We start from the raw sequence: 14,418 nt of genomic DNA, 5'->3' as shown, positions 1-14,418 counted from the left end.
GATTCGGGGGTATGGAGCCCCGTGATGGTATCGACGCTGCGTGCACCCAGGAGCACCCGGGGTCCGCCCGGCAGGCCTGCCGTTCGCGGTACGTCGCAACCGTGGGCGGTCAGGGGAGCCGGCGGGCGAACGCGTCATAGGCGGACTCGTCGAAGAGGACGAAGCGGACCTCCTCCACGGGCGGCGCCGCGGCCGCGCGGGCCGTTTCCACCGCGATCCGGGCGCCGTCGTCCATCGGCCAGCCGAAGATGCCGGTGGAGATGGCCGGGAAGGCGACCGTACGGGCGCCCAGCTCGGCCGCGACCCGCAGGGACTCGCGGTAGCAGGAGGCCAGCAGCTCCGAGCGGTCCTCGTCCCGGGACCAGACCGGGCCCACCGTGTGGATCACCCAGTCGGCCGGGAGCCGGCCCGCCGTCGTGGCCACGGCCCGGCCCGTCGCGAGGCCCTTGCCGTACTGGGAGGCGCGCAGCGCCCGGCAGGCGTCCAGGATCTCGGGGCCGCCGCGCCGGTGGATGGCGCCGTCCACTCCCCCGCCGCCGAGCAGCGAGGAGTTCGCCGCGTTGACGATCGCGTCCGCCCGCTCGGCGGTGATGTCGCCCTGGACGAGGGTGATGCGCACCATCAGGAGGCCTTTCGCAGGTGCCGCCAGACGGCCTTGGCCGCGTTGTGCCCGGACATGCCGTGCACGCCGGGGCCGGGCGGGGTGGCCGAGGAGCAGAGGAACACGGCCGGGTGGGCCGTCGTGTACGGGAACAGGGACAGTTTGGGCCGCAGCAGCAGCTGGATCCCGGAGGCGGCGCCGCAGGCGATGTCGCCGCCGACGTAGTTGGGGTTGCGGGCGGCCAGTTCCGGCGGGCCGGCGGTGGCGCGGGCCAGCACCAGGTCGCGGAAGCCGGGGGCGAAGCGCTCGATCTGGCGCTCGACGGCGTCGGTGAGGTTGCCGCCCCAGCCCGCGGGGACGTGCCCGTACGCCCAGAACACGTGCTTGCCCTCCGGCGCCCGGCCGGGGTCGGCCAGGCTGGGCTGGGCGGTGATCAGGAACGGGTTGCGAGGCGCGCGCCCGCCCGTGGCCAGCTGGAGGGCGGCGTCGATGTCGCGGGCGCGCGGGCCGATCTGGACGGTGCCGGCCCGGCGCGGCGCCTCGGCGGTCCAGGGCACGGGGCCGGACAGGGCGTAGTCGAGCTTGAACACGCCGGCGCCGTACTTGTAGCCGTCGTACGCGCGCCCCAGCCGGGCGATCCGGGCCAGCGCGGTCGGCGAGGTGTCGAAGACGTACGCCCGGGCCGGCGGCAGGTCGTCGAGGCGTTTGACCTCGAAGCCGGTGTGGACCGTTCCGCCGAGGTCGCGCAGGTATCCGGCGAGGGCGTCCGAGATCGACTGCGAGCCGCCGCGCGGCATCGGCCAGCCGTTGGCGTGCGCGGCCAGGGCGAAGACCAGGCCGACGGCGCTCGTCGCGATCCCGCCCAGCGGGGCGATGACGTGCGCGACGAGCCCGGCGAACAGCGCCCGCGCCCGCTCGTCGTGGAAGCGGTTCAGCAGCCAGGTGGAGGGCGGCAGTCCGGCGAGCCCGAAGCGGGCCAGGGTGACGGGGTCCCGGGGCAGGGCGGTCGACGGCAGGGACATGAAGTCCCGGGCGAGGGTGTCCCACTTGCCGAGGAACGGCTGCACCAGCCGTCGGTACGTGCCCGCGTCCCGCGGCCCGAGGGAGGCGGCCGTCTCGGAGACGGAGCGGGAGAGCACGGCGGCCGTGCCGTCGTCGAAGGGGTGCGCCATGGGCAGCGGGGCGTGCAGCCACTCCAGCCCGTACCGCTTCAGCGGCATGGTGGCGAACACCGGCGAGCCGATGCCGAGCGGGTGCACGGCCGAGCAGGGGTCGTGCCGGAAGCCCGGGAGGGTGAGCTCCTCGGTGCGGGCCCCACCGCCGACCGTCTCCGCGGCCTCGAACACGGCCACCGAGAAGCCGCGCCGGGCCAGCTCGACGGCGGCCGTCAGCCCGTTGGGCCCCGCCCCCACCACGACCGCATCGAGAATCGACGGCACCTTGAGACTCCTTCGTCCGGCGGCGGCTGCGCTTCCAGGATATTCGGCCCGTCCACAAGGGCCCCGGCCCGGCCCGGTCGGACCGTCCTACGCGCCGCGGAGCAGGTCGCGGATCCGTACGGCCGTGACCTCGTCGCGCCCCACGGCGAACGGCAGCTCGTTGTCCCGGTCCACCCGGAAGGGGACTCCGGCGACGGTGCTCTGCGCGCCGCCCGCCTCGGCGACCAGCAGCAGACCGGCCGCGTGGTCCCATGCCGAGGGCCAGGTGAACGCGAGGCCGTCCATCTCGCCGCGGGCCACCTTCAGGTACTCCAGGCCGGCGGAGCCGCAGGGGCGGGCCGCGACCGCGGGCACGTCGAGCCGGGCCAGGGTCGCCTTGTCCTCGTCGGAGGTGTACAGCGGGTGGGCCATGGCGACGCGCAGCGTTGCGCCCGGCTCGGGCGAACCGCTGTGGATCCGCTCGCCGTTGACGTACGCGCCCTGCCCGCGCACGGCGGTCGCCAGCTCGTCCAGCGCCGGGGCGAAGGTCCAGGAGGCGAGGATCTCCCCGCGGTGGGCCAGGGCCACCAGGGTGCAGAAGGCCGGGTCGCCGGCGACGAACTGCCGGGTGCCGTCGACGGGGTCGACGATCCAGACCGGCGCGTCGGCGCGCAGCGCCCCGTACACGGTCGGGTCGGCGTGCACGGCCTCCTCGCCGACCACGGCGGAACCGGGCAGCAGGCGCGTCAGCGAGGCCGTGAGGTGCTCCTCGGCCTTGCGGTCGGCGACGGTCACCAGGTCGTGCGGGCCGCTCTTCTGGTCCACCTCGTGCTCGGCGAGCTGCCGGAATCTCGGCATGATCTCGATCGCCGCCGCCTTGCGGACCGCTTCTTCCACCGCGGACAGGTCTTGGGCCAGGAACTCTTCGATCATGCCCCCATCACACCACGCCCGACTGACAAACCCCACCGACAATCGGCGTCCGCCGGTTGGACTCCAGGTGGACTCCGGGTGCCGCGGACCACGGTGGTGCAGCCGTCCGGTCCGGTGGCGGAGGATGGAGCGGTGATCGTATTTCGCTGCGTGCGCTGCCGGACCGAGCTGACCACCGCGGTCCGGGAGGTGCCGATCCCCCCGGAGAGCGCGACGTGGGCCCCGTACGAGGCGCCCGTGGAGCCGTGTCCGCCGCGGATGGCGCCCGGGACGTACGCCTACGACCCGGAGCCCTCCCGGTTCTCCTGGGGCCCGGCGCCGAAGGGGCGGCCGCGGGGCGGTGCGCCGCGCGGGCCGGGGACGGCCGTGGTGCTGAGCCCCGGCGACATCCGCGGGGTCGAGCCGATCGAGCGGCGCCGGATCGGCTGCTGCGGGCCCATGGGCCTCGACGGGCCGAACCTCGCGTGTGCCGGGTGCGGAGCGGAGGTCGCCGTCGAGGCCGCCGACTGCTGCACCTGGCAGGAGATCGTGCTGGACCCCCGCTTCGCCGAGGCGGTGGACGCGCACGGCCCGGACGTCAGTGGTCCGGGTGTTCCCGGGTCATGAGCGCTGTGTACAGGAGGAAGGACGAGGCCACGCCCACCGCCCAGCCGTAGTTGGCCAGGGGCTTCAGGAGGGGGATCAGGCCTTCCTCCGGGAAGGGGCCCTGGCCGGGGGCCGAGTGCGATCCGCCGATGGCCAGCACCCCGCCGACCAGGAACGCCGCCAGCGCCCGGAAGTTCCAGCCGCCCGTGTACCAGTACGGCCCGCCCTCCCGGTACAGGTCGGGCAGCGAGAGCCGGGTGCGCCGCACGAGCCAGTAGTCCGCGATGAGGATGCCGGCGACCGTGCCGAGCAGGCCGCCGACCAGGCCGAGCCAGGTGAAGATGTACAGCTCGGGGGTGGAGGTCAGCTTCCACGGCATGATCAGTACGCCGACCACGCCCGTGATCAGCGCACCCCTGCGGAAGTTGATCAGGCGGGGGGCCAGGTTGGCGAGGTCGTACGCCGGGGAGACGACGTTCGCCGCGAGGTTCACCGAGATCGTCGCGACGAGCACCGTGACCAGGCCGTAGAGCAGCCCGAAGACGCTGTCGGCCTTGGCGACCAGCTGCACCGGGTCCCAGATCGGGGCGCCGTACACCGCCTCCGAGCCGGAGGTGACGAACACCGACAGCAGCGCGAAGAGGGTCATCGTCGTCGGCAGCCCCAGCGTCTGTCCGAGGATCTGGGAGCGCTGGCCGGCGCCGAAGCGCGTGAAGTCCGGGATGTTGAGCGAGAGCGTGGACCAGAAGGCGATCATCCCCATCAGCGACGGGAAGAAGACCGGCCAGAAGTCCTCGCCCCAGCCGAGCTTGGACGGCTGGTCGAGCAGCTCGCCGAAGCCGCCCGCCTTCACCCCGATCCACACCAGCAGCGCGAACGCGCCGACGATGACGAAGGGCGCGGCCCAGTTCTCGAAGCGCCGCAGCGTCTCCATCCCCCGGTAGATGATGGCGAGTTCGAGGACCCAGAAGAGGATGAAGCACAGCCACAGCGGCCAGGGCTGCCCGGCGATCTGCCCCGCGTCCGCCCAGCCCCCGAAGATCTCGCCGAGCAGGACGAAGATCCCGGACCCGCCGATCCAGGTCTGGATCCCGAACCAGGCGCAGGCCACGGCCGCCCGGATCAGCGCGGCCAGATTGGCTCCGCGCACCCCGAACGAGGCCCGGGCCAGCACCGGGAACGGGATCCCGTACTTGGGACCTGCATGCCCGGTGAGCAGCATCGGCACCAGCACGATGAGGTTGGCCAGCGCGATGGTGAAGACGGCCTGTTTCCAGTCCATCCCCAGGGCCACCAGCCCGGAGGCGAGCAGCCAGGACGGAATGTTGTGCGCCATGCCGACCCACAGGGCCGCGAAGTTGTACGTCGTCCATCGCCTGGCCTCGACGGGTACGGGCAGCAGGTCGGGGTTGGCGAAACGGCCGTCGGAGGGGACCTCGCCGGGAGCGAGCTCGACGCGGTCCGCGGTGTCGCCGATCGTGTGGTCCGGCATGTGCGCACGCCCCTTCAGGTCGGGTGGGGATCCGGGTCAGGTTCCGAGCGCCGGGATCAGGTGCTGCCCGTAGGCGTCGATGGTGGCCTCCCTCGCGTCGCGCCGCGCCCCGCGGGCGTGGTGGCTGTCGCGGTGGCTGTAGTCATACCCCCGGCGGGTCTCGATGTATTCGGTGAGCTCACCGCGACCGTCCCGTCTCCTCGGCCGGCGGGCCGTGCGCCCTCGAGTGTGGCCCATGCCGGTCCGCGTGCCGCGGTTTGGCACGCCGCGCTCGTCGACGCGGTGCGGCTCACTCGGACCACGGTGGCCTCGCCGGGGCGCCGCGGCGTCAGGTGTGATCGTCCGCGCGCGCTGCGCGAACGCGGCGCCTGACGCCTCGGCGGCCCCGGCCACCACTCAACGCAGAGCGGCGGTCCGGTTCGTCGTGTGAACCAGCTCGGTGTACGCCTCGCTCAAGGCGGTCGTCGTCCTGCCCACCGTGTACGCGTGCGCGTCGATCGACCGGACGGGCTGCACCTCGTAGGCGGTGCCCGTGAGGAAGCACTCGTCGAACCCGCCGAGCTCCTCGGGGCGGACATCACGTTCGACGACGCGGATTCCCAGCTCCCGCGCCAGATCCAGCACGGTCGCCCGGGTGATGCCCGCGAGGAAGCAGTCCGCGGTGGGGGTGTGCAGCTCTTCCCCCGCCACGAGGAAGATGTTGGCTCCCGTGGCCTCCGCGACGAGGCCGCGGTAGTCCAGGAGCAGCGCGTCGTCGAAGCCGGCGGCGTCGGCGGCGTCCCGTGCCAGGGTGCAGATGTTGTACAGGGAAGCCGCTTTGGCCCGGACGGGCGCGGTGTCCGGCGCCGGGCGACGCCAGCGCGAGGTCCCCAGCCGGATGCCGCTGTTCTTGGCGTCGGCCGAGAAGACGTGCGGCCATTCCCACGTGGCGATCGCGACATGGACGGAGGTGCCCGCACCGGCCACGCTGATCTGCTCGCTGCCGCGCCATGCCACCGGCCGGACGTAGCCGTCGCCGATGCCCTGTCGGGCGACGAGTTCGAGCGTCGCCTCGTCCAGCTCGGCGACGGAGAAGGGGATGCCGAAACCCAGTTCACGCGCCGAGTCGTGCAGCCGCTGCGAGTGCTCGGTCAGTTTGAAGACGTGACCGTCGTAGACGCGTTCCCCTTCGAAGACGCCGCCGCCGTAGTGCAGACCATGGGTGAGCACGTGCAGGCGGGCGTCGCGCCAGGGGACGAACCGGCCGTCCAGCCAGATGTGCCCGTCACGGTCGTCGAGGGCCGGAGTGGTCACTGCGCGCCCCCCACCGGTGTGTATGCGATGCGGACGATCTGCTCGATGGTGCCGTGGAACGCCTCGGCGTCCTCGGTGGAGGGGTGGTGGGACAGGACGAACGCCGGATAGCCGGTGAACTCGGGGTAGGGCCGTACGACGTCACCCGGATGCAGCATCTGGACGATGTGGTCCACCCGGGGGTCCTCGGCCAGTTCGTCCAGGCCGTGGATGGCGGTGATCCGTCCGGAGCCGCCGCAGGGCACGATGTAGTTGGCGGCCGCACCGATGGCTCGTGCCGGCTGCGCCGGCGGGCCGGGCAGGGAGGCGGGGCCGAGCCCGGCTGCGACGCGCAGGGCGTCCGCGGCCAGATCGGCTCCGGCGACGTGTTCGGCGATGTAGTGGGAGACGCCGGAGCCGCCGATGCGCGCGCCGAGTTCCAGCAGGTAGGGCCGCTCGCCGCCGCGCAGCCGCAGTTCGGTGTGGGTCGGGCCGTCGGTCACCCCGAGGGCGGCGTGGGCGGCGACGACCTCGCGTACCACGGCCTCCTGGACGTGGGGCGGCAGCGCGGCCGGGGCCCGGTAGACGCCCTCTTCGAAGTGCGGGCCGGCCGGCTCGCCCTTGTAGCCGATGGACAGCACCTGGACCTCGCCGCGGTGTGCGAGGGACTCCACGGCGAATTCCGGGCCGTCCAGGTACTCCTCGACGACGAGACCCGCGACGTGGTTCAGAGTGTTCCGGCAGACCTCCCACACCTCGTCGACCACGGCGGCGAGCTGCTGCGGGCTGTCGGCCTTGGTCACGCCGAGGCTGGAGAAGCCGTTGGCCGGCTTGACCACCACCGGGAAGGTGAGGCGGGTGGCGTCGGTCCACGCGCCCGGGTCGTCCACGGCGACGAAGCCGGGTACGTTCAGGCCCGCTTCGGCCAGCCGGCGACGCATGATCCGCTTGTCCTGCACGGCACGGGCCGTCTCGCGGCCCAGACCCGGAAGGCCGAGGGCCTCGGCCACGTCGGCGACGAAGGGCACCGCGGGGTCGTAGAGCGTCGTGATGCCGTCGAACGGGGCGCTCTCATGGCGTTGCTTCAGGACGCCGAGGGCCTTGGCCGGATCCCCCTCCACGTCCAGGTGGAGCAGCTCCACCACGGCGGGTGGCAGACGGTCCGGGGACACGGACTCGTCGGGGCGCGGGACCAGGACGATGTCGATGCCGGCCCGTTGCGCGCCCTCGAAGATCCAGGGCAGCGACGTGCGCTGGTAGACCAGGACGACGGTGGGGCGTGGGGGGTGTGGCTCAGTCACGATGTGCTTCTTTCGGTCTGGGTCGGGCTCAGGGGCCGGTCTTCCTCCGTGGCCGGCGGGCGGACCGGGGCGACGGTCATCCACACGCCCGCCGAGCAGAGTGCGAGGAAGAGGAGCGAGGCGGGACCGGGAGCGTCCGCCTCACCCCACGCCCACTCCCCCAGGCGCACCAGGAACGGCACCACCAGTGCGACGGAGGAGGTGAACAGGGGGCCCTTGCGCAGGATCAGTTCATGGGAGATGACGAAGACGGGCGCCGTCAGTACCGCGCCGAGCACGGCGACTCCGGCCCACTGGGCGGCGCTGATGTCGCCCAGCGGCACGCATACGGCCGCGGCCACCCCGAGCATGACCGTGCCCGTGCCCGTGACCGCCGGAAGGGCGGCCAGCGGCGGGACGTCGGACATGTGCTTGCGGTAGACGTAGCCGTACAGGGCATACGCGAACGTGCCGGCGAGGGCGAAGAGGACCCCGGTGACGAGTACTCCGGTTCCGGCGTCGGTATGCGCCGGGCCGTCTGCCAGCGCGTAGCCGAGGGCCGCCGCGACGGCGAGCAGGGTTCCCAGGACCCGGCGGGTGCCTGCCTGTTCCCGGAAGGCGACGATGCCGATCACGAAGGTGATGCAGGGGAGGAGCGACACCACGAGGCCCACCCGGGAGGCACCCATCCGGTCGATGCCGAGCAGGGTGCCCGTGTAGTAGGCGAAGAAGCCCAGGAACGCGAGCAGCACGACGGCCCCGCGGCGGCCGCCGGAGACCCGGATCGCCGTCCATGTCCGGGGCCGCAGCGCGGAGATCGCGCTGATGACGACGAAGCTGGCCGCGGTGCGGCCGGCCGCCACCGCGAGCGGCGGGGTGTCGCTGACCAGCTTGCCGGAGACCACCCATCCCGTCGCCAGCAGCAGCACCATCAGGCAGGACAGGGCCGGGGTGCCGAGGCTGCCCCTCCCGGGACGCTCACCGCTCATGATGCAGACTCACCACTCCGCGTCCGCGAACCGCAGCGGCGGCAGCCCGGCGAGCGTCCGCTTGGCCCGCAGCAGGACGCTCTGGTCCTCGGTGAAGCGGAACCGCTGCTTCGCCTCACCCGCGGGCAGGTACGCGCGGACGAGTTCCCTGGCCGCGGCCCGGTACTCGTCGTCGGTGCGTACGTGGTCCTCGAGCCGCTCGACGGTGGCGACGTACTCACCCAGGGCGTGGAGGGTCTTGTCCCAGTCCAGGTGGAGCAGGCCGCCGGCCTCGGGCGACCCGGTCAGCGCGTCGTGGGCGCGCAGCCAGGAATAGAGGAAGACGCCGGTGCCCGAATCGAAGTTGCGCGTCGCGTCGTCGGCCTGCGGGTACCGGAAGACCCGCTCCAGCAGGATCATGGCGATCTGTTCCTGCGCGAAGGGGACCCCGCCGTCCGCGCAGGCGAGGACGGTCTTGGCGTCGACCTTGGTCTCCTCCAGGAGCCCGACGAACCAGTTCATCTTCAGAGTGATGTGCTGATCGAACGGCCAGCGGCCCTGGTAGTGCATGGAGTCGTGCAGGTATCCCCAGATCGCACGGGCCTCGAAGCAGACTTCCGGGGCCAGGCCGGACGAGGCCCGTGGTACGGACTCGGCGGTGAGGACCGCCTCGGCGCCCGGCAGGGCGTAGGTCTCGTGGATCTTCCGCATCTTGTTGTAGAAGAACATCGCGTACGGCTGGTCTTCGACCTTGTCGGGCGCGGCCACGTTCTCGGGGAAGAACACGATGCAGTTGCCGTGGGCGAACCCGTGGCTGCCCGCGATGAGCACCAGGGACTGGCAGTTGTTCTTGGGGTGCGGGAAGGACGTGGCCAGCCGGGGCAGCACGTCGGGTTCCTTGCGCAGTGCGAAGAAGCAGTCGAGCCGCTTGCCCACGGGCGGGACGCTGTTGGTGGTCTGCGCGGGAGCCAGGAAGAACACGTGCTCACCGTCCGCGGGCGGCTCGAGCGCGTCCCGGGAGCGGGCGAAGTCGGGCGGCGTGTCCAGGCCCGCGGCGATCCAGCCGTCCACGTCCGCCACGAGGGCATCGGCCTGGCGGGCCCGTCCGTTACGGCCGTACCAGGCGGCGGCCTCGTCCCGGATCGCGGCGAGCAGTTCGCGATCGGCTGCCTGAGGGGCCGTCACCGTACCGTCGTCGGCCTGGCGGAGGCGGAACCGGTTGACCTTGGGGATGAGGGATCCGGTGAGGTCCTTCGCCTCGGCGCGCGAGGCGGCACCGATCGGGGCGCTGGTCGGGGCGCTGGTCGGGGCTCCGGTCGTCACAGCGCCGCTCCCGCGGTGTCCGGCCGGCCGGCCGCTGCGAGCACCTGGTGGATGGTGAAGACCATGGGCACCGGGCCGAAGTCCCTGAGAACGCGCATCCCGTGCCGCTCGGCTGCGACGATCGTGGTGATGCAGCCCTCGCTCAGGCCGGCGGCGCAGTCGATGGCGGCCTGGGAATTGCTGAGCACGAGGCGGGGCTCGGCCTGCGGCGAGACCAGTCCCACCGGGGCGGGGTGTGTGGAGACGGTCAGCGGGGCGTCCGCTCCCATGCTGGCCAGGACCATGCTGTGCGTCGGCATGATGAAGCTGTCGACCATGTGCAGCCGGTGCAGGTTCCCGAAGGTCAGGGTGTGTAGCGCCGGATAGACGGCGCAGGCCGCGAGCGCGTGCTCCCCGTCGTCGGGCACCGCTTCGAGGGCTTCCTCGAGTGAGGCGTGGAGTTCGACCTCCCCCGTGACCCCGCGGCGGCGCAGCCATTCATGGGCGGCGGCCTCGAGGTTCGTCCCGTGCGGGCCGAGCGTGTGGACGTAGCGGATGCCGTCCGTGCCTATGCCCGTATGGTGACGGGGCTCGGTGGCTGTACTCAAGTTTCCTCCTGGCAGCGTCCCAGGCGATCACCCGGGACTGGATCACTCGTCTGAGTGATCAAACAGCCAGGCGCTGTCGCGCACAAAGCAATTGTTGTGCGCCTCACACAGAACGGCGGCGCCCCCTGCACCGTCACCTGGGCACAGGCGGTGCAGGGGGCGCTCGGGGCAACTCCCGGGAGCGCGGGCCGAGTCGTCAGCCGTTGATCGCCGGGATGACGTGCTGCCCGTACGCGTCGATGGTGTCCTCCTTCGCGTCGTGCATGTCGTACAACGCGAACTGGTCGACGCCCAGGCCGCGCAGGGTCCGCAGCTTCTCGATGTGGGCCTCGGGCGGGCCGAGCAGGCAGAAGCGGTCCACGATCTCGTCCGGCACGAAGTCGGCGGACGGGTTCCCGGCGCGGCCGTGGTGGCTGTAGTCGTAGCCCTGGCGGGCCTTGATGTACTCGGTGAGGGCGTCCGGCACCATGCCGGAGTGCTCGCCGTAGCGGCCGACGAGGTCGGCGACGTGGTTGCCGACCATCCCGCCGAACCAGCGGCACTGGTCGCGGGCGTGGGCCAGGTCCTCGCCCACGTACGCCGGCGCCGCCACGCAGATCTTGACCGCGCCCGGGTCACGGCCGGCCCGTTCGGCGGCCTCCCGGACCGAGCCGACCATCCACTCGGTGAGGTAGGGGTCGGCGAGCTGGAGGATGAACCCGTCCGCCTTCTCGCCGGCCAGGGCCAGCGCCTTCGGCCCGTACGCGGCCATCCAGACGGGGAGCTTCCCGTCCCGGATCCACGGGAGCCGCAGGAGGTTCCCGTCGACCTCGGCCTCCCGGCCCTCCGCGAGGTCCCGGATGACGTCGATGGCCTCCCCGAGCCGGGCCAGGGTGTTCGGTTTGCGCCCGGCGACCCGCATCGCGGAGTCGCCGCGGCCGATCCCGCACACCGTGCGGTTGCCGTACATGTCGTTGAGGGTGGCGAAGGTGGAGGCGGTGACCTCCCAGGTGCGGGTGCCGGGGTTGGTGACCATCGGGCCGATGTGCAGCTTCTGCGTGTTCGCGAGGATCTGGCTGTAGATGACGAACGGCTCCTGCCACAGCACGGCGGAGTCGAAGGTCCAGCCGTAGTGGAAGCCGTTGCGCTCGGCGCGCTTCATGAGGCTGATGACTTGTGAGGCGGGCGGGTCGGTCTGGAGGACGAGGCCGAAGTCCATCACGGTTCCTTAGAGGTACTGGCAGGTGGAGCGGGGGATGTACACCCCGTGGCCGGCCCGGCCGGTGTACTCGCGCCGGTCGATGACGAGTTCGCCGCGCGAGAGCACGGTGTCGACGCGTCCGGTGATCCGCTTGCCCTCGTACGCCGAGTAGTCCACGTTCATGTGGTGCGTCTCGGCGGAGATGACCTGCTCGGCGTGCGGATCGTAGAGGACGATGTCGGCGTCGGAGCCGGGCGCGATGGTGCCCTTCTGCGGGTAGAGGCCGAACATCCGGGCCGGGCTCGCGCAGGCGATCTCGATCCAGCGGCGGCGGCTGATGTGCCCGTCCAGGACGGCCTGGTGGAGGAGGTCCATCCGGTTCTCCACGCCCGGCAGCCCGTTCGGGATCTTCGAGAAGTCGCCGCGGCCGAGCTCCTTCTGGCCGCGGAAGCAGAACGGGCAGTGGTCGGTGGAGACCACCTGGAGGTCGTCGGTCCGCAGGCCCCGCCACAGCGCGGCCTGGTGCTCGCGCGGCCGCAGCGGGGTGGAGCAGACGTACTTGGCGCCCTGGAAATCGGGTTCCGCGAGGTTGTCGGTGGACAGGAACAGGTACTGCGGGCAGGTCTCCCCGAACACCGGCAGGCCCTTGTCGCGGGCGGCGGCGAGCTCGGCAACCGCCTCCTCGGCCGAGACGTGGACCACGTACAGCGGGGAGCCTGCGACGCGCGCAAGCTGGATCGCCCGGTGCGTGGCCTCGGCTTCGAGGAGGACCTTGCGGACCTCGCCGTGGTGGCGGGGATCGGTCTCCCCGCGGGCCAGGGCCTGTTCGACGAGTACGTCGATCGCGATGCCGTTCTCGGCGTGCATCATGATCAGCCCGCCGTTGCCGGAGGCCCGCTGCATGGCGCGCAGGATCTGCCCGTCGTCGCTGTAGAAGACGCCGGGGTAGGCCATGAACAGCTTGAAGGAGGTGACGCCCTCCCCGATCAGGTGGTCCATCTCCTTCAGGGTCCCCTCGTTGACGTCCGAGAGGATCATGTGGAAGGCGTAGTCGATGGAGCACTTGCCGTCGGCCTTGTCGTACCAGGTGTCGAGCCCCTGGCGCAGCGCCTGGCCCATCCTCTGCACGGCGAAGTCGACGATGGTGGTGGTGCCGCCCCAGGCGGCGGCCCGGGTGCCGGTCTCGAAGGTGTCCGAGGCGGCGGTCCCGCCGAAGGGCAGCTCCATGTGGGTGTGGGCGTCGACCCCGCCCGGGATGACGTACTTCCCGCTCGCGTCGATCGTACGGTCGGCGGTCCAGGCCTCGGCGGCCGCCGATCCGTGGGCCGCGAGGGCGGCTACGCGGCCGTCCTCGACCAGGACGTCGGCATGGAGCTCGTCGGCGGCCGTGATGACGAGGCCGCCGCGGATGAGGGTGCGGATGGACATGTGCGGCGCCTCCGGTTACACGATGCTGCTCAGGGCCCGTTCGAGGATGTCGGCGCCCTCTTCCGCCTCGGCGACGGTGAGGGACAGCGGCGGCGCGATGCGCAGCACGCTGGTGTCGTGCCCGCCGCCCTTGCCGATCAGCAGACCGCCTTCGCGGGCGGCCTCCAGGACGGCGGCGGCCGCGTCCGGATCGGCCTCGTCGGTGCCGGGTTTCGTCAGCTCCAGCCCGGCCATCAGGCCCCGGCCGCGGACCTCCCGTACGGCGGGCACGGTGGCGGCGATGGCGCGCAGCCGCTCCAGGAGCAGGCCGCCGACGCGTCGGGCGTTGCCCTGGAGGTCGTGCTCCAACAGGTACGCGAGGTTGGCGACGCCGGCCGCCATGGTGACCGGGGAGCCGCCGAAGGTGGAGATGGAGTTGGTGTCGATGCAGTTCATCACCTCGGCGCGGGCCACGACCCCGCCGATGGACATGCCGTTGCCGATGCCCTTGGCGAAGGTGAGGATGTCCGGCGGCCCGTTCTGGGCGTGGGCCTGCCAGCCCCAGAAGTGCTCTCCCGTACGGCCCCAGCCCGTCTGCACCTCGTCGCTGATCCAGAGGATGCCGTGCCGGTCGAGGACCCGGCGGAAGGCCCCGTACAGCCCGTCGGGCGGGGCGGTGAACCCGCCGACGCCCTGGACGGGTTCCGCGATGAGGGCGGCGACGCCGCCGCGGGCCTGGCCGAGCACGTCCTCGAGGTCGGCGACGGCGGCGGCGGTGAACTCGGCGTCGTTCAGGTGCGCGAAGGGTCCGCGGGAGCGCACGGCGCCGTGGACGTAGTACGTCTGGAGCGGCGAGAGGCTGGTCGGGGACCAGCCGCGGTTGCCGGTGATGCCGACGGTGGAGAAGGACCGGCCGTGGTAGCTGTTGCGCATCGCCAGGATCTGGTTGGAGCGGCGGTACGCGGTCGCCAGCAGCAGGGCGGTGTCGTTGGCCTCGGTGCCAGAGGTGGTGAAGAAGACCCGCGCCTCGGGGATGCCGGACAGGGCGGCGACCCGCTCGGCCAGCTCGATCATCGGGCGGTTGAGGTACAGGGTGGACGAGTGGATGAGCCGGCCGGCCTGTTCGGAGACGGCCTTGGTGACCTCGGGCAGGGCGTGCGCGGTCATCGTGGTGAGGATGCCGCCGAAGAAGTCGAGGTAGCGGTTGCCGTCGGCGTCCCAGACGTGGCGGCCCTCGCCGTGCGTGAGCTCGATGGGGCGGCGGTAGTAGAGCGCGAGCCAGTCGGGCAGGACGGCCTGGTGGCGGCTGTGCAGGGGGATCGGGTCGGTCACCGGCTACCTCCGGGGATACCCCGGCCGCTGGGCTGGGGAG

Annotated in this window: 14 protein-coding genes; 1 reads left to right on the top strand and 13 read right to left on the bottom strand. The window is 72.2% G+C overall.

Annotated features, from left to right (window positions below; all coding sequences use genetic code 11):
- Nucleotides 1-109 precede the first annotated feature (109 nt).
- From AB0M76_RS04780 to AB0M76_RS04770, 3 genes are all read right to left on the bottom strand, one after another.
- Nucleotides 110-622 carry an O-acetyl-ADP-ribose deacetylase gene (locus AB0M76_RS04780; RefSeq protein WP_266662175.1) on the bottom strand — a complete coding sequence of 171 codons (513 nt, stop codon included), beginning with the start codon at nucleotides 620-622 and terminating at the stop codon, nucleotides 110-112.
- Entirely contained in the window at nucleotides 622-2,040 is a 1,419-nt protein-coding gene (locus AB0M76_RS04775) for an NAD(P)/FAD-dependent oxidoreductase (RefSeq protein WP_365951539.1), read from the bottom strand. The genes AB0M76_RS04780 and AB0M76_RS04775 overlap by 1 nt, the downstream gene beginning before the upstream one ends.
- Before the next feature lie 87 nt (nucleotides 2,041-2,127).
- Nucleotides 2,128-2,952, bottom strand: a complete 825-nt coding sequence (locus AB0M76_RS04770) for an inositol monophosphatase (RefSeq protein ID WP_365951538.1) — start codon at nucleotides 2,950-2,952, stop codon at nucleotides 2,128-2,130.
- A 132-nt stretch (nucleotides 2,953-3,084) separates the two neighbouring features.
- Here AB0M76_RS04770 and AB0M76_RS04765 point away from each other — a divergent pair, with 132 nt between their 5' ends.
- On the top strand, nucleotides 3,085-3,558 hold the full coding sequence (locus AB0M76_RS04765; RefSeq protein ID WP_365951537.1) for a hypothetical protein: 474 nt from the start codon (nucleotides 3,085-3,087) through the stop codon (nucleotides 3,556-3,558).
- Here the strand turns inward: AB0M76_RS04765 and AB0M76_RS04760 are convergent.
- The 10 genes from AB0M76_RS04760 to AB0M76_RS04715 form a co-directional block, all read right to left on the bottom strand.
- A complete protein-coding gene (locus AB0M76_RS04760; RefSeq protein WP_365951536.1) occupies nucleotides 3,530-5,029 on the bottom strand; it encodes an NCS1 family nucleobase:cation symporter-1 in 1,500 nt (499 codons plus the stop codon). The two genes, AB0M76_RS04765 and AB0M76_RS04760, sit on opposite strands and share 29 nt — an antisense overlap.
- 36 nt (nucleotides 5,030-5,065) lie before the next feature.
- Nucleotides 5,066-5,266: a hypothetical protein gene (locus AB0M76_RS04755; protein WP_365951535.1), complete on the bottom strand. Its 201-nt coding sequence runs from the start codon at nucleotides 5,264-5,266 to the stop codon at nucleotides 5,066-5,068.
- Between the two features lie 159 nt (nucleotides 5,267-5,425).
- Nucleotides 5,426-6,322: a branched-chain amino acid aminotransferase gene (locus AB0M76_RS04750; RefSeq protein WP_365951534.1), complete on the bottom strand. Its 897-nt coding sequence runs from the start codon at nucleotides 6,320-6,322 to the stop codon at nucleotides 5,426-5,428.
- Nucleotides 6,319-7,602 (bottom strand): ATP-grasp domain-containing protein, encoded by a 1,284-nt coding sequence (locus tag AB0M76_RS04745; RefSeq protein ID WP_365951533.1) that lies wholly within the window; start codon nucleotides 7,600-7,602, stop codon nucleotides 6,319-6,321. The genes AB0M76_RS04750 and AB0M76_RS04745 overlap by 4 nt, the downstream gene beginning before the upstream one ends.
- Nucleotides 7,599-8,570 (bottom strand): DMT family transporter, encoded by a 972-nt coding sequence (locus tag AB0M76_RS04740; protein ID WP_365951532.1) that lies wholly within the window; start codon nucleotides 8,568-8,570, stop codon nucleotides 7,599-7,601. Before AB0M76_RS04740 ends, AB0M76_RS04745 begins: the two co-directional genes overlap by 4 nt.
- Nucleotides 8,571-8,579: 9 nt before the next feature.
- Nucleotides 8,580-9,872 carry a DUF6421 family protein gene (locus tag AB0M76_RS04735; protein ID WP_365951531.1) on the bottom strand — a complete coding sequence of 431 codons (1,293 nt, stop codon included), beginning with the start codon at nucleotides 9,870-9,872 and terminating at the stop codon, nucleotides 8,580-8,582.
- A complete protein-coding gene (locus AB0M76_RS04730; protein WP_365951530.1) occupies nucleotides 9,869-10,459 on the bottom strand; it encodes a bacilysin biosynthesis protein BacA in 591 nt (196 codons plus the stop codon). The genes AB0M76_RS04735 and AB0M76_RS04730 overlap by 4 nt, the downstream gene beginning before the upstream one ends.
- 196 nt (nucleotides 10,460-10,655) lie before the next feature.
- The gene (locus AB0M76_RS04725) at nucleotides 10,656-11,657 is read right to left on the bottom strand and encodes a TIGR03842 family LLM class F420-dependent oxidoreductase (RefSeq protein WP_365951529.1); all 1,002 of its coding nucleotides are present in this window, start codon (nucleotides 11,655-11,657) and stop codon (nucleotides 10,656-10,658) included.
- A 9-nt stretch (nucleotides 11,658-11,666) separates the two neighbouring features.
- Nucleotides 11,667-13,067, bottom strand: a complete 1,401-nt coding sequence (gene hydA / locus AB0M76_RS04720) for a dihydropyrimidinase (protein WP_365951528.1) — start codon at nucleotides 13,065-13,067, stop codon at nucleotides 11,667-11,669.
- Nucleotides 13,068-13,082: 15 nt separating this feature from the next.
- On the bottom strand, nucleotides 13,083-14,378 hold the full coding sequence (locus tag AB0M76_RS04715; protein WP_266662203.1) for an aspartate aminotransferase family protein: 1,296 nt from the start codon (nucleotides 14,376-14,378) through the stop codon (nucleotides 13,083-13,085).
- Nucleotides 14,379-14,418 lie beyond the last annotated feature (40 nt).

The sequence above is a fragment of the Streptomyces sp. NPDC051364 genome (assembly GCF_040682115.1).
Lineage (GTDB): Bacteria > Actinomycetota > Actinomycetes > Streptomycetales > Streptomycetaceae > Streptomyces.
Note: the sequence above shows the minus strand (reverse complement) of the source record. Positions and strands in the feature narration are given on the sequence as shown.